Annotated in this window: 16 protein-coding genes; 13 read left to right on the top strand and 3 right to left on the bottom strand. The window is 68.4% G+C overall.

The features are described 5' to 3' along the window. The first annotated feature begins 10 nt into the window (after positions 1-10). Positions 11-649 carry a sulfite oxidase heme-binding subunit YedZ gene (locus WDZ95_RS05085; protein WP_425776683.1) on the top strand — a complete coding sequence of 213 codons (639 nt, stop codon included), beginning with the start codon at positions 11-13 and terminating at the stop codon, positions 647-649. On the opposite strand, the gene lysA is transcribed toward WDZ95_RS05085, so the two are convergent. Both lysA and lptM read right to left on the bottom strand, forming a co-directional pair. After that, positions 619-1,890 (bottom strand): diaminopimelate decarboxylase, encoded by a 1,272-nt coding sequence (gene lysA / locus WDZ95_RS05080; RefSeq protein WP_425776681.1) that lies wholly within the window; start codon positions 1,888-1,890, stop codon positions 619-621. The two genes, WDZ95_RS05085 and lysA, sit on opposite strands and share 31 nt — an antisense overlap. Further along, positions 1,847-2,044 carry an LPS translocon maturation chaperone LptM gene (gene lptM, locus WDZ95_RS05075; protein WP_166230368.1) on the bottom strand — a complete coding sequence of 66 codons (198 nt, stop codon included), beginning with the start codon at positions 2,042-2,044 and terminating at the stop codon, positions 1,847-1,849. The genes lysA and lptM overlap by 44 nt, the downstream gene beginning before the upstream one ends. 11 nt (positions 2,045-2,055) lie before the next feature. Between lptM and cyaY the strand changes: the two genes are divergently transcribed. Beyond that, the gene (gene cyaY / locus WDZ95_RS05070; protein ID WP_425776678.1) at positions 2,056-2,394 is read left to right on the top strand and encodes an iron donor protein CyaY; all 339 of its coding nucleotides are present in this window, start codon (positions 2,056-2,058) and stop codon (positions 2,392-2,394) included. Here cyaY and WDZ95_RS05065 read toward each other — a convergent pair. Next, complete coding sequence (locus WDZ95_RS05065) at positions 2,375-4,801, bottom strand: penicillin-binding protein 1A (RefSeq protein WP_425776676.1); 2,427 nt, start codon at positions 4,799-4,801, stop codon at positions 2,375-2,377. The two genes, cyaY and WDZ95_RS05065, sit on opposite strands and share 20 nt — an antisense overlap. Before the next feature lie 264 nt (positions 4,802-5,065). Here WDZ95_RS05065 and WDZ95_RS05060 point away from each other — a divergent pair, with 264 nt between their 5' ends. The 11 genes from WDZ95_RS05060 (at position 5,066) to WDZ95_RS05010 (ending at position 19,830) form a co-directional block, all read left to right on the top strand. Continuing rightward, positions 5,066-6,145: a pilus assembly protein PilM gene (locus tag WDZ95_RS05060; protein WP_425776674.1), complete on the top strand. Its 1,080-nt coding sequence runs from the start codon at positions 5,066-5,068 to the stop codon at positions 6,143-6,145. Beyond that, positions 6,142-6,774, top strand: coding sequence for a PilN domain-containing protein (locus WDZ95_RS05055; protein ID WP_166230393.1), 633 nt, complete (start codon positions 6,142-6,144; stop codon positions 6,772-6,774). Before WDZ95_RS05060 ends, WDZ95_RS05055 begins: the two co-directional genes overlap by 4 nt. Positions 6,775-6,784: 10 nt before the next feature. Next, positions 6,785-7,456 carry a type 4a pilus biogenesis protein PilO gene (locus tag WDZ95_RS05050; protein ID WP_425776672.1) on the top strand — a complete coding sequence of 224 codons (672 nt, stop codon included), beginning with the start codon at positions 6,785-6,787 and terminating at the stop codon, positions 7,454-7,456. Next, the gene (locus WDZ95_RS05045) at positions 7,456-7,992 is read left to right on the top strand and encodes a pilus assembly protein PilP (RefSeq protein WP_425776670.1); all 537 of its coding nucleotides are present in this window, start codon (positions 7,456-7,458) and stop codon (positions 7,990-7,992) included. The genes WDZ95_RS05050 and WDZ95_RS05045 overlap by 1 nt, the downstream gene beginning before the upstream one ends. Beyond that, a complete protein-coding gene (gene pilQ / locus WDZ95_RS05040) occupies positions 7,989-10,112 on the top strand; it encodes a type IV pilus secretin PilQ (protein ID WP_425776668.1) in 2,124 nt (707 codons plus the stop codon). The genes WDZ95_RS05045 and pilQ overlap by 4 nt, the downstream gene beginning before the upstream one ends. Next, entirely contained in the window at positions 10,109-10,660 is a 552-nt protein-coding gene (locus WDZ95_RS05035; RefSeq protein WP_425776666.1) for a shikimate kinase, read from the top strand. The genes pilQ and WDZ95_RS05035 overlap by 4 nt, the downstream gene beginning before the upstream one ends. A 41-nt stretch (positions 10,661-10,701) precedes the next feature. Further along, positions 10,702-11,826, top strand: coding sequence for a 3-dehydroquinate synthase (aroB, locus tag WDZ95_RS05030; RefSeq protein WP_425776664.1), 1,125 nt, complete (start codon positions 10,702-10,704; stop codon positions 11,824-11,826). Next, positions 11,823-12,986, top strand: a complete 1,164-nt coding sequence (locus WDZ95_RS05025; protein WP_425776662.1) for a deoxyguanosinetriphosphate triphosphohydrolase — start codon at positions 11,823-11,825, stop codon at positions 12,984-12,986. Before aroB ends, WDZ95_RS05025 begins: the two co-directional genes overlap by 4 nt. Beyond that, entirely contained in the window at positions 12,983-14,161 is a 1,179-nt protein-coding gene (locus WDZ95_RS05020; RefSeq protein ID WP_425776660.1) for a CynX/NimT family MFS transporter, read from the top strand. The genes WDZ95_RS05025 and WDZ95_RS05020 overlap by 4 nt, the downstream gene beginning before the upstream one ends. A 26-nt stretch (positions 14,162-14,187) precedes the next feature. Then, complete coding sequence (locus WDZ95_RS05015) at positions 14,188-14,892, top strand: transposase (RefSeq protein WP_425776658.1); 705 nt, start codon at positions 14,188-14,190, stop codon at positions 14,890-14,892. A gap of 159 nt (positions 14,893-15,051) precedes the next feature. After that, on the top strand, positions 15,052-19,830 hold the full coding sequence (locus WDZ95_RS05010; protein WP_425776656.1) for a glutamate synthase-related protein: 4,779 nt from the start codon (positions 15,052-15,054) through the stop codon (positions 19,828-19,830). The last annotated feature ends 7 nt before the right edge of the window (positions 19,831-19,837 follow it).

Below are 19,837 nucleotides of genomic sequence, written 5' to 3'. Positions count from 1 at the left end.
GCCCCGCACCATGGACCGCGCGGCCCTTCAGCGGGCCTTGTTGCATCCCCTGGCCAAGCCGCTGGTGTTCACGCTGTGGCTGCTGCCTTTCGTGTGGCTGGTCTGGGCCGCGGTGGCGGACCGGCTCGGCGCCAACCCGGCCGAAGCGCTGATCCGATCGCTGGGCGACTGGACCCTGCGCGCCTTGCTGCTGGTGCTGCTGGTAACGCCCTTGCGGATCACCTTCCGGATGCCCGCGCTCGCGCGCTTTCGCCGCATGCTCGGCGTGTTCGTGTTCTTCTACGCCACGCTGCACTGGCTCGCGTATGTGTGGTTCGACATGGGGTTCGTGTGGGCCGATGTGGTGGCCGACATTCCCAAGCGCCCGTTCATTCTGGTGGGCTCGCTGGCCTGGCTGCTGCTGCTGGCGCTCGCGGCGACCTCATTCAACCGCGCCATCCGCGCGCTCGGTGCACCGCGCTGGCAGGCGCTGCACCGCGCGGTCTACGCGATCGCGGTGCTCGCGCTGCTGCACTTCTTCTGGATGCGCGCGGGCAAGAACAACTTTCAGGAGGTGGCGGTGTACGCCGCGCTGTTCGCGCTGGTGCTGGGCTGGCGCCTGTGGCGGCGCCTCGCGCCTCAGGGCAGCAGCGTCTCGAGCCGCATCTGATCGGCCGCGCTCTCGCGCTGGCGGATCGGCGTGGCCTTGGCGCCGTCCACCAGCACCTCGGCCGCGCGGCCGCGCGTGTTGTAGTTGCTGGCCATGGCCATGCAGTACGCACCGGCCGACAACACGGCCAACAGGTCGCCCTGCTGCACGGCGAGCGCCCGGTCGCGGCCCAGCCAGTCGCCGCTTTCGCACACCGGGCCCACCACGTCCCACACGCTGCTCGCGGCGTCGGCGCGCGGGCGCACCGGCTCGATGCGGTGGAAGGCCTGGTACATGGCGGGCCGCGGCAGGTCGTTCATGGCCGCGTCGACGATCAGGAAGTTCTTCTGTTCGCCGGGCTTGGTGAACAGCACCTCGGTGAGGCAGACGCCCGCGTTGCCCACCAGCGAGCGGCCGGGTTCGATCATCACCGTGCGCTCGCCGTAGCCGCGCGCATCGAGCTTGGCCAGCAGCTGGGGCCAGAGCGCGTCGGCGGCCGGCGGGGTGTCGCCGTTGTAGTCGATGCCCAGACCGCCGCCGAAGTCGATGTGGTGCAGGGGCACGCCCGCCGCCTCGATCGCGGCGACCAGGTCGAGCACGCGGTCCATGGCGTCGAGGTAGGGCGCCACTTCGGTGATCTGCGAACCGATGTGGCAGTCGATGCCCACGACCTCCAGGCCCGCGCAGGCCGCGGCATGGCGGTAGGTCTGCAGCACCTCGCTGTGGGCGATGCCGAACTTGTTGCCCTTGAGGCCGGTGGAGATGTAGGGGTGGGTCTTCGCGTCCACATCGGGGTTGACGCGGATGCTCACGCGCGCGCGCAGGCCCATCGAGCGCGCGACCTCGTCGAGCACGTCGAGCTCGGCGCGGCTTTCGACGTTGAAGCAGCCGATGCCGACCTCGAGCGCGCGGCGCATCTCGCCGCGCTGCTTGCCCACGCCGGAGAAGACGATGCGCTCGGGCGCGCAACCGGCCGCCAGCGCGCGTTCGAGCTCACCGCCCGAGACGATGTCCAGGCCGCAGCCCGCCCGCACCAGCACCTGCAGGATGGCCAGCGACGAGTTGGCCTTCATGGCGTAGCAGATCAGGTGCTTGCGGCCCGCGAGGCCACGCTGGTAGGCGGCCAGCGCCTGCAGGATGGCGGCCTTGCTGTAAACGAAGAGCGGGGTGCCGTGTTCGCGGGCCAGGCGCTCGAGGGGCACGTCCTCGAAATGCAGTTCACCGTGTCGAAGCGTCAGGTGTGCGGGCAGGGGCAGGGACATCGGTGGAAGCCTTGGTCTTGGCGGCGGAGGTCGGAGAGGGCAGGTAGAGCGGACCCCGCTGCCCGCAGGCAGCCAGGCACGACAGCGCCAACGCCAAGGCCATGACCCGAGCGGGGCCGGAGCGGAAACCTAGAATGCGCAGCCACCTGAACATCCGCGCATTCTATGACCGACCTCGAATACCAGGACCGCGCCGAAGCCTTGTTGCGCGCGGTCGAGCTGGCCTGCGATCGCATCAACGAAGACAGCGATGCCGACATCGACAACCAGCGTGTGGGCGGCATGATCACGCTGACCTTTCGCAACCGCAGCCAGATCGTGATCAACCTCCAGAAGCCGCTGCACGAAGTGTGGTTGGCCGCGCGCGCGGGGGGCTTCCACTACAAGCACGACGGCACGAACTGGCAGGACACCAAGGGCAACGGCGAGTTCTTCGAGAACCTGAGCCGCTACGCCAGCGAGCAGGCCGGCCAGCCCTTGCGCTTCAGTTCCGGAACAGGTTGAGGATGCTGCGTCGCTCGTCCGGCTGCGGTGCTGGCACCGGCGCCGGCACCGGCAGGCCGTTGTTGTCGACCGGCGTGCCGTTCGGTGCTCCGGGCCAGGGGTCGCCCAGGCCCAGGCCGTGCACGCCGCGGCCGGGCACGAACTCTTCGTAGTACCACTCGCCGCCCACATTGACGACGCCGGGCGGGGCCTCGTACGTCGTGACCGGCACGCCCTTGAGCATCTCCTGCATGAACGAGATCCAGATCGGCAGGGCCAGGCCACCGCCGGTTTCGCGGCTGCCCAGGTTGCGCGGCGTGTCGTAGCCGATCCAGGCGCCCGCGGCCAGCGTGGGCTGGAAGCCCACGAACCAGGCGTCGACCGCGTCGTTGGTGGTGCCGGTCTTGCCGTACAGGTCGGGGCGTTTGAGCGTGGCCTGCGCGCGCGCCGCGGTGCCCGAGCGCGTGATCTCCTGCAGCAGGTTGTTCATGATGAAGGCGTTGCGCGGTTCGATCGCTCGCGGTGCGTTGTCCAGCGTGGTTTGCGGCGCCTCGTAGAGCACGTGGCCGCGCGCGTCGGTGACGCGCGTGATGAGCAGGGGCGCCACGCGGTGACCGCCGTTGGCGAACACGGAATAGGCCGAGACCATCTGCAGCGGCGTGACCGAGCCGGCACCCAGGGCCATCGTGAGGTAGGCGGGGTGCTTGTCGGCGTCGAAGCCGAAGCGCGTCACCCATTCCTGCGCGCTCTGCGTGCCCACCAGCTGCAGCACGCGGATCGACACCATGTTCTTGGACTTGGCGAGCGCGCGGCGCACCGACATCGGGCCTTCGAACTGGCCGTCGTAGTTCTTGGGCTCCCAGGGCTTGCCGCCGGTTTCGGTGGCCGAGTAGAACAGCGGCGCGTCGTTCACCACGGTCATGGGCGTGAGGCCCTTTTCCAGCGCCGCGGAATAGATGAAGGGCTTGAAGCTCGAGCCCGGCTGGCGCCAGGCCTGCGTCACGTGGTTGAACTTGCTCTTGTTGAAGTCGAAGCCGCCGATGAGGGCCGCGATGCGACCATTGCGCGGATCCATGGCCACGAAGGCCGACTCCACCTCGGGCACCTGCGTGATGCGCCAGGACTTGTCGTCGACCTTGACCACGCGCACCACCGCGCCCGGGCGCAGCTTGATGTTGGGGCCGGCTTTGTCCGACAGACCCGATTGCACGGGCTTGAGGCCTTCGCCCGTGATCTCGATCGGGTCGCCGTCCTGGCGCACCACGACCACCTTGCGCGGGCTGGCTTCGAGCACCACGGCCGACAGCAGATCGCCGTTGTCGGGGCGCTCGGCGAGCGCCTCGTCGATGGCCTGGTCGCGCTGCTGCGGGTCGTCGGGCAGGTTGATGAACAGCTCGGGGCCGCGGTAGAACTGGCGGCGTTCGTAGTCGAGCACGCCCTGGCGCACCGCGCGGTAGGCCGCCTGCTGCGCCTTGGTGTTGATGGTGGTGGTGACGACCAGCCCGCGCGTGTAGGCCGCTTCGCCGTACTGCGCGACGATGGCCTGGCGCGCCATTTCGGCCGCGAATTCGGCGGCCATGTGTTCCTCGCGGGCGGGTTGGCGCAGCTTGATCGGCTGGGCCTTGGCCTCGGCCGCCTGGGCCGGCGTGATGAAACCGTTTTCGACCATGCGGTCGATGATGTAGCGCTGCCGCGCCTGGGCGCGCTTGGGGTTGCGCACCGGGTTGTAGGCCGAAGGCGCCTGGGGCAGGCCGGCCAGCACCGCGGCCTCGGCGATGGTCACGTCCTTGAGCGGCTTGCCGAAGTAGATCTGCGAGGCCGATGCGAAACCGTAGGCCCGCTGCCCCAGGAAGATCTGGTTCATGTAGATCTCGAGGATCTGTTCCTTGGTGAGCAGGTGCTCGAGCTTGAAGGTGAGCAGCACCTCGTAGATCTTGCGTGTGTAGCTCTTCTCGGCCGACAGGTAGACGTTGCGCGCGACCTGCATGGTGATGGTGGATGCGCCCTGGCTCTTGGCCTCGCGCAGGTTGGCCAGCGCCGCGCGCACCATGCCGCGGTAGTCGACGCCGCTGTGCTCGAAAAAGCGCGCGTCCTCGATGGCGAGCACCGCGTTCTTCATCACGTCGGGGATCTCGTCGATGGTGAGCAGATTGCGCCGCTCTTCACCGAATTCGCCGAGCAACTGCCCGTCGTCCGCGAGCACGCGCAGGGGCAGCTTGGGCCGGTAGTCGGCCAGTCCGGTGACGTCGGGCAGGTTGGGATAGGCCACCGCCAGAGCGATGCCGATGGCGATCAACATGGCCGCAACACCCGCCGCCGCCAGTCCGGCCGCAGCCACCACCAAGCGCCCGATCCAGGCGAGTGCAGAAGGGCGCGCAGATACTGCCTTCGCAGTGGTGCCTTTGGCAGGCTGGGTGTCTTGGGTCATTCGGATTCGGGGCAATCGGCCCGCCATTGTAGGAGTCGGTTTCCGGGCTGACGGGGTTTTGAAGGGCGGCTTCGCATGGGCCGGAACCAGGGCAGACACCTGGGCACTCGGCCATCACGGTCCCCTCACAGCGCGTCGGCTTTTGACAACGTTTCTATTTGTGCGTGAGGCAAGAAATCTTTGCCGCTCAATGGGCTTACTGCTAGCATTGAAGTGAATTCTTAAGTATGGCGCGCGTGCGCGCCACGCGATTTGGGGGCCACCTTGATCTCATTGGGATCGCTTTTCAGCCGGGAACCGGCGCCCTTGTTGGGCATTGATGTCAGTTCCTCCAGCGTCAAGCTGGTCGAGTTGAGCCGCAATCGCGCAGGCGAGTTCGTGCTTGAACGGTGTGCCATGGAGCCGCTGGAGCGCGGCTGGATCACCGACGGCAACATCGAGAAGTTCGACGAAGTGGCCGACGCCTTGCGCCGCGTGGTGCGCAAGAGCGGCAGCAAGACCCGCAACGTGGCGCTCGCGCTGCCGGCATCGGCGGTGATCACGAAGAAGATCATCCTGCCCGGTGGCATGTCCGACAAGGAACTCGAGGCGCAGGTCGAGTCCGAGGCCAGCCAGTACATCCCGTTCTCGCTCGACGAGGTCAGCCTCGATTTCTGCGTGGTGGGGCCCAGCACCACCTCGGTGGGCGACGTCGAGGTGCTCATCGCGGCCTCGCGCAAGGAAAAGGTGTCCGACCGGCAGGGCCTGGCCGAAGCGGCCGGCCTCAAGCCCGTGGTGATGGACGTGGAGTCCTACGCGTCGCGCCTGGCCGCGGGCCGCGTGATCGAGACCCTGCCGAACCAGGGCGTCGATGCGCTCGTGGCCCTGTTCGAGATCGGCTCGATGACCACCAGTTTGCAGGTCATCCGCAACGACGAGGTGCTCTACGAGCGCGACCAGGCGTTCGGCGGCAGCCAGCTCACCCAACTCATCATCCGCCAGTACGGTTTTTCGACCGACGAGGCCGAGGCCAAGAAGCGGTCGGGCGATCTGCCCGAGGACTACCAGAGCGCCGTGCTCGATCCTTTCATCGAAAGCCTGTCGCAGGAAATCGGTCGGGCGCTGCAGTTCTTCTTCACGAGCACGCCGTACAACAAGATCGACCACATCCTGCTCGCGGGCGGCAGCGCCGCACTGCTGGGCCTGACCGAAGCCGTCACGCACCAGACCTCGTTCGCCTGCATGCTGATCAATCCCTTCGACGCGATGGAGCTGGGCTCCAACATCCAGGCGCGCAAGATCTCGCGCGAGTCGTCGGCTTACCTGACGTCCACCGGTCTTGCGCTGCGGAGGTTCTACCAATGATCCTCATCAACCTGCTGCCGCACCGCGAAGCGGCACGCAAGCGCCAGAAGGAACAGTTTTTTGTCCAGCTGGGACTCTCCGCCCTGCTCGGCGGCGTGATCAGCGGTGCCGTGTTCACCTGGTACCAGGGCCAGATCTCGGTCCAGCAGGAGCGCAACCAGTTCCTCACGCAGGAAATCGCCAAGCTCGACGCCGAGATCAAGGACATCGCCACGCTGCAGGCGCAGATCGCCTCGCTGCGCGCCCGCCAGGCCGCGGTGGAAGACCTGCAGGCCGGCCGCAACCTGCCGGTGTACCTGCTCGAAGAGCTGGTCAAGCAACTGCCCGAAGGGGTGTACCTGCGCTCGATGAAGCAGGAGGGCAGCAGTGTGCTGCTCAACGGCACCGCCCAGTCCCAGGAGCGTGTGTCCGAGTTGCTGCGCAACCTTGGCAACAACAGCCCGGCCCTGACCCGTCCCGAACTCGTCGAGATCGTCGCAGCGAACGCTGCGGTGAGCGGCAAGGACGCGCGGCGCGTGGCGAACTTCGTCATGCGTGTGACCCTGCGCCGTCCGGAAGCCCCGAAGCCGGCCGCGGTGCCGGCCGCTGACCCGGCCAAACCCGCGGCCCCCGCCGCGGGCAAGGTTTGAAGAGGTTGTGATGGCCAAGAAGTCCGCTCTCAACATGGATTTGTCTGCCCTGCAGGGCAAGCTGCGGTCGCAGTTCTCGGGGCTCGATCCCAACGACCCCTCGCTGTGGCCCGCGCTGCCCCGCAACCTGTTGTTCGTCGCGGTGTGCGCGGGCGTGGTGGCGGCGCTGTGGTTCTCCTGGCTCAAGGGCGTGGATGAGGAGCTCGTGGCCGAGACCGCCAAGGAACAGCAGCTGCGCGAGACCTACAAGCAGAAGCTGGTGCAGGCCGTGAACCTCGACGCCCTGCGCAAGCAGCTCGAGCAGGTCCAGCAGTACGTGACGCAGCTGGAGAAGCAGCTGCCCAGCAAGGCCGAGATGGACGCGCTGCTGTCGGACATCAACCAGGCCGGTCTGGGCCGCAGCCTGCAGTTCGAGCTGTTCCGTCCGGGGCAGGTGGCGGTGCGCGAGTACTACGCCGAACTCCCGATCACCATCCGCGTCACGGGCAGCTACCACGACATCGGTCTGTTCGCCGGCGACATCGCCAACCTGTCGCGCATCGTGACCCTCAACAACCTCACGCTGACGCCGATAGCCAATCGTGAGGGCTACCTCGCCATGGACGGCGTGGCCAAGACCTTCCGTTACCTGGATCCGGATGAGGTGGCGGCACAGCAAAAGGCCAAGGGGGCTGCCAAGTGATGCATCGATTTTCCTGCGCGGCACTGGGGGTGATGGTCCTGGCGGGCTGCACGTCCTCGGGCCAGGACGAACTGCAGGCCTGGATGCAGGCCGAGCGCAACGCGATCCGTCCGTCGGTGCAGCCCATTTCAGAACCCACCCGCTTCGTTCCCCAGCCCTACGGCGCCGAGCGCCTGATCCCGCCCTTCAGCACCGAGAAGCTGGCCAGCCTGCTGCGCGGCGCGCAGACGGTGTCCGCGGCCAGTTCGGCGCTGATCGAGCCCGAGTTGGCGCGTCGCCGTCAGCCGCTCGAGGCCTTCCCGCTGGACGCCATGAGCATGGTGGGCAGTCTGAACCGCAATGGCCAGCTGGTGGCCCTGGTGAAGATCGACCGGCTGCTGTACCAGGTGCGTCCCGGAAACTACCTGGGTCAGAACTACGGGCGGGTGACCCGCATTACCGAAACCGAAGTGGTCCTGCGCGAGATCGTGCAGGACGCCGCAGGCGAATGGATCGAGCGCCCGACGGCGCTGCAGCTAGTAGAGGAATCTAAATGAAGAAGCCGGAACAGACGATGACGGGCGCATCGTGGGGGCGGAGGCTGTACAAGGGCGGTCTGGCGGCTTGTCTGCTCGCCAGTTCCTGGCTGGCCCAGGCGCAGGTGGCGATCCAGTCGGTCACGGGCGGCATCCAGAGTGGCGTCGAGATCATCCGCATCAACACCAACGAGCCGCTCAAGGCCGTTCCGGCGAGCTTCTCCACGCAGTCGCCTGCCCGCATCGCGCTGGACTTTCCTGGCGTCTCCAACGCGATCGGCCGCAGCACCGTGGACATCAACGAGGGCAACCTGCGCTCGGCCACGGTGGTGCAGGCGGGCGACCGCACGCGCGTGGTGATCAACCTCAAGCAGGCGGCGGCCTTCCAGACGCGCATTGACGGCAACAGCCTGCTCGTCGTGCTGGAGCGCTCCGAAGCCGTGACGGCCCAGACGAACCCGCCCGCGGCTTTCTCCGAGAGCCGCAACGTGGACGTGGGCGCGTTGCGCGACATCGACTTCCGCCGCGGCACGGGCAACAGCGGCCGCGTGGTCGTCGAACTGCCGAACAACCAGGTGGGCGTGGACATCCGCCAGGAAGGCACCGGCCTGGTCGTCGAGTTCATGAAGAGCGTGCTGCCCGAAGGTCTGCGCCGCCGCCTCGACGTGACCGACTTCGGCACGCCGGTGCGCACCGTCACCACCACCCAGAACGGCGATCGCGTGCGCATGGTGGTGGCCGCCACGGGCAACTGGGAACACTCGGCTTACCAGAGCGACAACCAGTTCGTGCTCGAGGTGCGCGAGCAGCGCATCGACCCCTCGAAGCTCACCCAGGGCCCGGGCTACTCGGGCGAGAAGCTGTCGCTGAATTTCCAGAACATCGAGGTCCGTGCGCTGCTGCAGGTCATTGCCGACTTCACCAACTTCAACATCGTCACCTCCGACTCGGTGACGGGCGCCGTGACCCTGCGCCTGCGCGATGTGCCCTGGGACCAGGCGCTCGACATCATCATGCAGGCCAAGGGCCTGGGCCTGCGCAAGACCGGCAACGTGCTGTGGATCGCGCCGCGCGACGAGATCGCCGCCCGCGAGAAGCAGGAGCTCGAGGCCCGTGCGACCGTGGAGAGCCTCGAACAGGTTCGCACCCAGTCGTTCCAGATGAACTACGCCAAGGCGGCCGACATCGCGACCCAACTCACGTCGGGCGCGGTGGGGGGCAGTGGCTCGTCCGGCAGCTCGGCGCGCATCATCTCGGCACGTGGCAGCGTGATCGCCGAGCCGCGCACCAACCAGCTGTTCGTGACCGACATCCCCTCGCGCCTGCAGCAGGTGCAGGAGCTCATTGCCAAGCTCGACATCCCGATCCGCCAGGTGCTCATCGAGGCCCGCATCGTCGAAGCCGACGACGACTTCAGCAAGTCCATCGGGGTGCGCCTGGGCGGCGGTGTGCGTGATTTCAGCGCCGGTTCGGTCAACGGCAACGGCGTTCGAGGCAACTTCGGCAGCAACTACTCGGCCGTCACGACCAGCCCCACGCTGACCTCCTCGCCCTTCGTCAACCTGCCCGCGCTGCCGCCCAGCGGCGCCGCGGCCACCTACGCGCTCTCGCTGTTCAGCCCCAACGCCTCGCGCTTCCTGGCGCTCGAGATCTCGGCGCTCGAATCGGACGGCAAGGGCCGCGTGGTGTCGAGCCCGCGGGTGGTCACGGCCGACCAGGTGAAGGCCCTGATCGAGCAGGGCACCGAATTCCCCTACCAGACTGCGACCTCCAGCGGCGCCACGGCCATCGCGTTCCGCAAGGCCAACCTCAAGCTCGAGGTCACGCCGCAGATCACGCCCGAGGGCAACATCATTCTCGACCTGGACGTGAACAAGGACACCCGCGGCGAGACCACCGTGGACGGCATCGCGATCGACACCAAGCACGTGAAGACCCAGGTGCTGGTCGAGAACGGCGGCACCGTGGTGATCGGCGGCATCTTCGAGCGCACCGAGCGCAACCAGATCCGCAAGGTGCCGCTGCTCGGCGACATCCCGGCCGTGGGCAACCTGTTCAAGTCGCGCGACATGATCGATGAGCGTTCCGAACTGCTGATCTTCATCACGCCCCGCGTGCTCGGCCGCACCGCGATCAATTGAGTCTCAGCACATCGGTATTCCTCGTCGGACTGCCAGGCTCGGGCAAATCCACCGTCGGGCGCCAGTTGGCCCGCCGGCTGGGTTTGCCCTTTGTCGATGTGGACCACGCCATCGAGGCGCACATCGGCTCCAGTATCCGCACCTTCTTTGAGCGCGAGGGCGAGGCCGCGTTTCGCGACGTCGAGGCCGGCGTGCTGGCCGACATCGCCGCCGGCCCGGTCTCGGTCGTGTCGACCGGCGGGGGAGCGGTGCTGCGGCCCGAGAACCGGCAGTGCATGCGCGAGCACGGTCAGGTCGTGTACTTGCGGTCCTCGCCCGAGGAGTTGCAGCGCCGTCTCCGCCATGACCGCAACCGGCCGCTGCTGCAGGTTGCCGATCCGCTGGCCAAGCTGCGCGAGCTGCACGCACAACGCCACCCGCTGTATGCGCAGAGCGCACATTTCACGATCGACACCGGCCGGCCCTCGGTGGCGACGCTGGTGAACATGATCGTCATGCAGCTCGAACTCGCGGGCTTCGTGCGCACCGCGCCCGACGCGCCGGCCTGAGCCCCGAAGGCCCGGCCCGGGGGCCGGCATACACTTCGGGCATGCCCTCCACCGCCGTTGCTCCCACGCCTTTGCTAGTGCCCATCGACCTGGGCGATCGCAGCTACGACATCCTGATCGGCGCCGGTCTGCTCGACGATCCCGCCTCCTACGACGGCCTGCCCGCCAGTGGCCACGCGCTGATCGTGACCAACGAAACCGTGGCGCCCTTGTACCTGGCGGCGCTCGAGCAGGGGCTCAAGCGCCGGCACCGCCTGGTGCACACGGTGGTGTTGCCCGACGGCGAGGCGCACAAGAACTGGGCCACACTGCAGCGCATCTTCGATGGCCTGCTCGCTGCGGGCTGTGACCGCAAGACCGTGCTCTATGCCCTGGGCGGCGGTGTGGTGGGCGACATGACCGGTTTCGCCGCCGCGTGCTTCATGCGCGGCGTGTCGTTCGTTCAACTGCCCACCACCTTGCTGTCGCAGGTCGACTCTTCCGTGGGTGGCAAGACCGGCATCAACCACCCGCTGGGCAAAAACATGGTCGGCGCCTTCCACCAGCCCTTGCGCGTGCTGTGCGACCTCTCGGTGCTGCGCACCCTGCCGGCGCGCGAACTCAGCGCGGGCCTGGCCGAGGTCATCAAGTACGGACCGATCGCCGACATGGCCTTTTTCGAATGGATCGAGACGCGCATCGATGCCCTGCGGGCCCTCGACCTGCAGGCCCTGGCGCATGCGGTGCAGCGCAGCTGCGAGATCAAGGCCGCCGTGGTGTCCAGCGACGAGCGCGAATCGGGCCTGCGCGCCATCCTCAACTTCGGCCACACGTTCGGGCACGCGATCGAGGCCGGCATGGGTTATGGCGCCTGGCTGCACGGCGAAGCCGTGGGATGCGGCATGGTCATGGCGGCGCGCCTGTCGCAGGCGGTCGGGCTGGTCGATGCGGCCTTCGTGGACCGCGTCAAGCGCCTCGTCGAGCGCGCCGGACTGCCCGTGGTGGCGCCGGTGCTCGACCCCAGTCGCAACGCCGAGCGTTACCTCGAGCTCATGCGGGTGGACAAGAAGTCCGAGGCCGGCGAGATCCGCTTCGTGCTCATCGACGGCCCGGGCCGTGCGGTGCTGCGCCCGGTGCCCGATGCGGTGGTGGCCGACGTGATCGCGCGCAGCTGCCAGCCCGCATGACGGCCTTGCTGGCCCCCTACGCCTGCGATCCCGCGCGCAGCCGCGGCCGGCGCCACCCCGAGCCCGACGCGCCGACGCGCACCGCCTTCCAGCGCGACCGCGACCGCATCGTGCACTCCACCGCGTTCCGCCGCTTGGTCTACAAGACCCAGGTCTTCCTCAACCACGAAGGCGATCTGTTCCGCACGCGGCTCACGCACTCGATCGAGGTGGCCCAACTGGGCCGCAGCATCGCGCGCTCGCTGCGTCTCAACGAAGACCTGGTGGAGGCCGTGGCGCTGGCCCACGACCTGGGCCACACGCCCTTCGGCCATGCCGGCCAGGACGCCCTGCACGAAGCCCTGCAGGCCTTGCCGCCCGACGGCCAGGCCCCCGAGGGCTGGGGCTTCGAGCACAACCTGCAAAGCCTTCGGGTGGTCGACGAACTCGAAGAACGCTACCCCGAGTTCGACGGCCTGAACCTCTGCTTCGAAACGCGCGAGGGCATTCTCAAGCACTGCTCGCGCCGCCACGCCGAACAGCTTGAGGCCCGCGAGCCGGGTGGCGTCGCGCAGCGCTTCCTCCAGGGCGGCTCGCCCTCGCTCGAAGCCCAGTTGTGCAACCTGGCCGACGAGATCGCCTACAACGCGCACGACATCGACGACGGCGTGCGCTCGGGCCTGATCACCATGGAGCAGCTCGAGGCCGTCGAGCTGTTCGACCGCTACCGCCGCCAGGCGCTGCAGCAGCACCCCCACCTGCGCGGCCGGCGGCTGCTCTTCGAAAGCATCCGCCGCATGCTGAGCGATCAGGTGTACGACGTGATCGACGCCACGCGCGCGCGCATCGCCGAGGCGGGCGTGCAATCGCCCGACGAGGCGCGGGCCTCGGCCGCGCTGGTGCGCTTTTCCGAAGGCATGCGCGACAGCAGCCAGCAGCTCAAGCGCTTCCTGTTCCGCAACCTCTACCGCCACCCGCAGGTGGTGGAGACCACGGGCCGGGCGCGCCAGGTGGTGCGCGACCTGTTCGAGCGCTACCTGGCCGAGCCCTCGCAATTGCCCGAGGCCTACCGCGAAGCGCCGGCGCTGCCGCGCGCCGTGGCCGATTACATCGCGGGCATGACCGACCGCTTCGCGATCCGCGAGCACGAACGCCTGTTCGGCGCCGCGGTGTTCCCATGAGCGGGCCGCAGCCTCCGAAGCGCGCGGCCGCGCTCGTGGTGGGCGTGGGCGTGACCTGCGCCCTGCACATCGGCAAGCTGCCGCCCGCCGTGCCGGCCTTGCAGGCCGGGCTGGGCATCAGCCTGCTGCAGGCCGGCTTCCTGTTGTCGCTGGTGCAGCTCGCGGGCATGTGCCTGGGCCTGTTCGTCGGCCTCTCGGCCGACCGCTTCGGTCCGCGGCGCGTGATGCTGCTCGGGCTGGTGGCCCTCGCACTGGGCAGCGCCTGGGGCGCCACGGCGCCTTCGCCGGGCTGGCTGCTGGCCTCGCGCGTGCTCGAAGGGCTGGGCTTTCTGCTGGCGGTGCTGCCGGCCCCCGGGCTGATCCGCCGCCACGTGGCCGAGCCGCGGCTGCTCGCGCGCTCGCTGGGCTGGTGGGGCGCCTACATGCCGCTGGGCACGGCCCTGGCCCTGCTGGTGGGCGCGCCGGTGATCGAGACCATGGGGTGGCGCGTGGTGTGGCTGGCGCTGTCGGGGGTGTCGGCCCTGGCCGCGCTGATGCTGCTCACGGGCCTGCCGGCGGACGCCCGCCTGGACGGTCAGGCCGCTCCCTTGCTGCCGCGCCTGCGGCGCACCCTGTCGGCGCCCGGGCCCTGGCTCGTGGCCCTGGGTTTCCTGCTGTACTCGGGCCAGTGGCTGGCGGTGGTGGGCTTTCTGCCCACCATCCTGGCGCAGGGCGGTCTCGGCGGTGTCGCGGCCGGCCTGCTGAGCGCGCTGGCCGCGGCGGTGAACATGGGCGGCAACATCGGCGCCGGCCGCTGGATCGCGCACGGTGCGCGGCCCCTGGTGGTGCTTCGGCTCGCCTACCTGGCCATGGGCGTGGGCGCGGTGCTGGCGTTCGCGCTCGACGGGCCGTTCGTCTTGCAATACCTGGGGGTGCTGGTGTTCTCGGGCGTGGGCGGGCTGATTCCGGGCACACTGTTCGGGCTCGCGGTGCGGCTGGCACCGGGTGAAGACACGGTGTCGACCACGGTGGGCTGGATGCAGCAGCTCTCGGCCCTGGGGCAGTTCGCCGGCCCGCCGCTGGTGGCCTGGGTGGCGACGCTGGCCGGGGGCTGGCAATGGAGCTGGCTCGTGACCGGCGCCTGCTGCCTGCTGGGCCTGTGGGTGGCCCAGCGCATCGACCGCGCGCTCCCATAATCGGCCCCCAACACGATGCCCCGGCCATGGCCCGACTGCCCCGCCTCACCCTTGCCGGTCACGCCCACCACGTGATCCAGCGCGGCAACAACCGCCAGGCCATCGTGCTGGACGACACCGACCGCCAGCAGCTCATGGACCTCGTGTTCGAGCAGGCGCGTGCCCACGGCGTGGCCGTGCACGCCTGGGCGCTGATGGACAACCACCTGCACCTGCTGCTCACGCCCAGCACGGCCGATGGCGTGCCGCGCACCATGCAGGCCGTGGGACGGGCCTACGTGCGCCGCTTCAACAACCGGCACGGCCGCAGCGGCACGCTGTGGGATGGGCGCTACAAGTCGACGCTGGTGCAGGAAGAGGGCTACCTGCTGGCGTGCATGGCCCACATCGAGCTGCACCCGGTGCGCGAGGGCCTGGTGTCGGACCCGCGCGACTACGCCTGGTCGAGCCACCGCCACCACATCGGGCAGCGCGTCGACCGCCAGCTCACGCCGCACCCCGTTTACTGGGCCTTGGGCAACACGCCGTTCGCGCGCGAGGCGGCCTATGGCGAGCGGGTCCGCGCTGGGCTGTCGGCCGAGCAGCAGCGGGCCATCGCCGACGCCACGCTGCACGGCTGGGCGCTGGGCGATGCGGCCTTCGTGCAGGCCCTGCAAAAGCACACCGAGCGCCGGGTGGCACGCTCGCCGCGCGGCCGCCCGCCGATGCCCGTGCGTGCCGACGAGCCCTGAGCCCTTCGCGTCTTTGATCTGTCCCCAATTGAATTCTCGCGGACTGGGATGGTGAGAAAAATGGGATCTGACCCCATTTAAAATGCTTGGCCGGCATGGTGCGATGCAATATGCTCGCGGTCCCGTTTGTTTTTGCCCCACGACGAATAAGGACACGCCATGAGCACGTTTGGCGAGCAGCAGCACCTCCAGCAACACGGTCTGTACGACCCGGCCAACGAGCACGATGCGTGCGGTGTGGGCTTCGTGGCGCACATCAAGGGCGAGAAGAGTCACGCGATCGTGACCCAGGCGCTCAAGATCCTCGAGAACCTCGACCACCGGGGCGCCGTGGGCGCCGACAAGCTCATGGGCGACGGTGCGGGCCTGCTGATCCAGATGCCCGACGCGCTCTACCGCGAAGAGATGGCGGCGCAGGGCGTCACGCTGCCGCCCGCGGGCGAGTATGGCGTGGGCATGATCTTCATGCCCAAGGAGCACGCCAGCCGCCTGGCCTGCGAACAGGAAATGGAGCGCGCCATCGCCGCCGAAGGCCAGGTACTGCTGGGCTGGCGCGACGTGCCCGTGAACCTCGACATGCCCATGTCGCCCACGGTGCGCGCCAAGGAACCCATCATCCGCCAGGTCTTCATCGGCCGCGGCAACGACGTCATCGTGCAGGACGCGCTCGAGCGCAAGCTCTACGTGATCCGCAAGACCGCGAGCGCCGCGATCCAGCGCCTCAAGCTCACGCACTCGAAAGAGTATTACGTGGTGAGCATGAGCAGCCGCACCGTGGTCTACAAGGGCCTGCTGCTGGCCGACCAGGTCGGCACCTACTTCAAGGACCTGCAGGACCCGCGCTGCGTGTCCGCGCTGGGCCTGGTGCACCAGCGCTTCTCCACCAACACCTTTCCCGAGTGGCCGCTCGCCCACCCGTACCGCTACGTCGCGCACAACGGCGAGATCAACACCGTCAAGGGCAACTACAACTGGATGAAGGCGCGCGAGGGCGTGATGAGCTCGCCCGTGCTCGGTGACGACCTGAAGAAGCTCTACCCGATCAGCTTCGCGCACCAGTCCGACACCGCGACCTTCGACAACTGCCTCGAGCTGCTCACCATGGCCGGCTACCCGCTGGCGCAGGCCGTGATGATGATGATTCCCGAGCCCTGGGAACAGCACACGCTCATGGACGACCGCCGCCGCGCGTTCTACGAGTACCACGCCGCCATGCTCGAGCCCTGGGACGGCCCGGCCTCGATCGTGTTCACCGATGGCCGCCAGATCGGCGCCACGCTCGACCGCAACGGCCTGCGCCCTTCGCGCTACTGCATCACCGACGACGACCTGGTGATCATGGGCTCGGAGTCGGGCGTGCTGCCCGTGCCCGAGAACAAGATCGTGCGCAAGTGGCGCCTGCAGCCCGGCAAGATGTTCCTGATCGACCTCGAGCAGGGCCGCATGATCGACGACGAGGAGCTCAAGGCCAACCTCGCCAACAGCAAGCCCTACAAGCAGTGGATCGACAACCTGCGCATCCGCCTCGATGACGTCGAGCACCCGGTGGCCGGTGAATCGCCGCAGGAGCTGCCCGTGGCCCAAACCGAGCCGCAGTCGGCCGGCGTCGAGCGCGTCTCGCCCGAGCTGCTCGACCTGCAGCAGGCCTTCGGCTTCACGCAGGAGGACATCAAGTTCCTCATGAGCCCCATGGCCACGAACGGCGAAGAGGGCATCGGCTCCATGGGCAACGACAGCCCGCTGGCCGTGCTGTCGGACAAGAACAAGCCGCTCTACAACTACTTCAAGCAGCTGTTCGCGCAGGTCACGAACCCGCCGATCGACCCGATCCGCGAAGCCATCGTGATGTCGCTGGTGTCCTTCATCGGCCCCAAGCCCAACCTGCTCGACATCAACCAGGTCAACCCGCCCATGCGCCTCGAAGTGAGCCAGCCCGTGCTCGACTTCCGCGACATGGCCAAGCTGCGCAACATCGAATCGGTGACGCAGGGCAAGTTCCGCAGCGTCACGCTCGACATCACCTACCCGGTGGCCTGGGGCCGCGAGGGCGTGGAAGCCAAGCTGGCCTCGCTGTGCGCGGCCGCGGTCGACGCCATCAAGGGCGGCAAGAACATCCTCATCATCAGCGACCGCGGCGTGGGCGCGGCGCAGGTGGCCATTCCTGCGCTGCTCGCGCTGTCGGCCATCCACCAGCACCTGGTGCGTGAAGGCCTGCGCACCAGCGCCGGCCTGGTGGTGGAGACCGGCACCGCGCGCGAGGTGCACCACTTCGCCGTGCTCGCGGGCTACGGCGCCGAAGCCGTGCACCCCTACCTGGCGCTGGAAACGCTCACCTCGATCCACAAGGACCTGCCGGGCGCGCTGAGCGCCGACAAGGCGATCTACAACTACATCAAGGCGATCGGCAAGGGCCTGTCGAAGATCATGTCCAAGATGGGCGTGAGCACCTACATGAGCTACTGCGGCGCCCAGCTCTTCGAGGCCATCGGCCTGAGCAGCGACACCGTGGCCAAGTACTTCACCGGCACCGCGAGCCGCGTCGAGGGCATCGGCGTGTTCGAGATCGCCGAAGAGGCGCTGCGCATGCACAAGGCCGCCTTCGGCGACGACCCGGTGCTCGAAAGCATGCTCGACGCCGGTGGCGAATACGCGTGGCGTGCGCGCGGCGAAGAGCACATGTGGACGCCCGACGCCATCGCCAAGCTGCAGCACAGCACGCGCGCCAACAACTGGAACACGTACAAGGAGTACGCCCAGATCATCAACGACCAGAGCCGCCGCCACATGACGCTGCGCGGCCTGTTCGAGTTCAAGCTCGACCCGAGCAAGGCCATCCCGCTCGACGAGGTCGAGCCGGCGAAGGAGATCGTCAAGCGCTTCGCCACCGGCGCGATGTCGCTGGGCTCGATCAGCACCGAGGCCCACGCCACGCTGGCCGTGGCCATGAACCGCATCGGCGGCAAGAGCAACACCGGCGAAGGCGGCGAAGACGAGCGCCGCTACCGCAACGAGCTCAAGGGCATCAAGATCACCAAGGGCGAAACGCTCAAGTCCATCATCGGCGAGGACGTGGTCGAGGTCGACCTGCCGCTCGAAGACGGCGACAGCCTGCGCTCGAAGATCAAGCAGGTGGCCTCGGGCCGCTTCGGCGTCACGGCCGAATACCTGCAGAGCGCCGACCAGGTGCAAATCAAGATGGCCCAGGGCGCCAAGCCGGGCGAGGGCGGCCAGCTGCCCGGCGGCAAGGTGTCCGAGTACATCGGCAAGCTGCGCTACTCGGTGCCGGGCGTGGGCCTCATCAGCCCGCCGCCGCACCACGACATCTACTCCATCGAAGACCTGGCCCAGCTGATCCACGACCTCAAGAACGTGGCGCCGCACGCCAGCATCAGCGTCAAGCTGGTGTCCGAGGTGGGCGTGGGCACCATCGCCGCGGGCGTGGCCAAGTGCAAGGCCGACCACGTGGTGATCGCGGGCCACGACGGTGGCACCGGCGCCTCGCCCTGGTCGTCCATCAAGCACGCGGGCTCGCCCTGGGAGATCGGCCTGGCCGAGACCCAGCAGACCCTGGTGCTCAACCGCCTGCGCAGCCGCATCCGCGTGCAGGCCGACGGCCAGATGAAGACCGGCCGCGACGTGGTCATCGGCGCGCTGCTCGGCGCCGACGAGTTCGGCTTCGCCACCGCGCCGCTGGTGGTCGAGGGCTGCATCATGATGCGCAAGTGCCACCTCAACACCTGCCCGGTGGGCGTGGCCACGCAGGACCCGGCGCTGCGCAAGAAGTTCTCGGGCAAGCCCGAGCACGTGGTCAACTACTTCTTCTTCATCGCCGAAGAGGTGCGCCACATCATGGCCCAGCTCGGCGTGCGCAAGTTCGACGACCTCATCGGCCGCGCCGACCTGCTCGACATGCGCGCCGGCATCGCCCACTGGAAGGCCCGCGGCCTCGACTTCAGCCGCCTGCTGGCCACGCCCGCGGTGCCGGCCGACGTGCCGCGCCTGCACACCGAAGCGCAGGAGCACGGCCTGGAGAAAGCGCTCGACCAGGTGCTGATCCAGAAGTGCAAGCCCGCCATCGAAAAGGGCGAGCGCGTGCAGTTCATCGAGGTGGCCCGCAACGTGAACCGCTCGGTGGGCGCCATGCTCTCGGGCGAACTCACCAAGCACCACCCCGAAGGCCTGCCCGACGACACCATCCGCATCCAGCTCGAGGGCACGGGCGGCCAGTCGTTCGGCGCCTTCCTGGCCAAGGGCATCACGCTCTACCTGATCGGCGACGCCAACGACTACACCGGCAAGGGCCTGTCGGGCGGCCGCGTGGTGGTGCGCCCCAGCATCGACTTCCGCGGCGAGTCCACCCGCAACATCATCGTGGGCAACACGGTGCTGTACGGCGCCACCACGGGCGAGGCCTTCTTCGCCGGCGTGGCCGGCGAGCGCTTCGCGGTGCGCCTGTCGGGCGCCACCGCGGTGGTGGAAGGCACGGGTGACCACGGCTGCGAATACATGACCGGCGGCACCGTGGTGGTGCTGGGCAAGACCGGCCGCAACTTCGCGGCCGGCATGAGCGGCGGCGTGGCCTACGTGTACGACGAAGACGGCCAGTTTGCCAAACGCTGCAACACCGCCATGGTGGGCCTGGAGCCCGTGCTGTCGGCCAAGGAGCAGGAAGCCCAGAGCGACAAGGCCGCCTGGCACCGCGGCCAGGCCGACGAGGCCCAGCTCAAAAAGCTGCTCGAGGACCACAACCGCTGGACTGGCAGCAAGCGCGCGCGCGAACTGCTCGACAACTGGGCCCAGGCCCGCGCGAAATTCGTCAAGGTCATGCCCACCGAATACAAGCGCGCGCTCGGCGAAATGCACGCCCGCCAGGCCGCCGCGGACGCCACGACCAAAGCCAAGGGCACGGCCAAGAAGGCCGCCGCGCCCGCGAAGTAAGCACACC

The organism is Hydrogenophaga sp. T2 (assembly GCF_049843535.1).
In the GTDB taxonomy this organism is placed as follows: domain Bacteria; phylum Pseudomonadota; class Gammaproteobacteria; order Burkholderiales; family Burkholderiaceae_C; genus Hydrogenophaga; species Hydrogenophaga crocea.
This window is presented reverse-complemented; position numbering and strand designations above follow the sequence as displayed.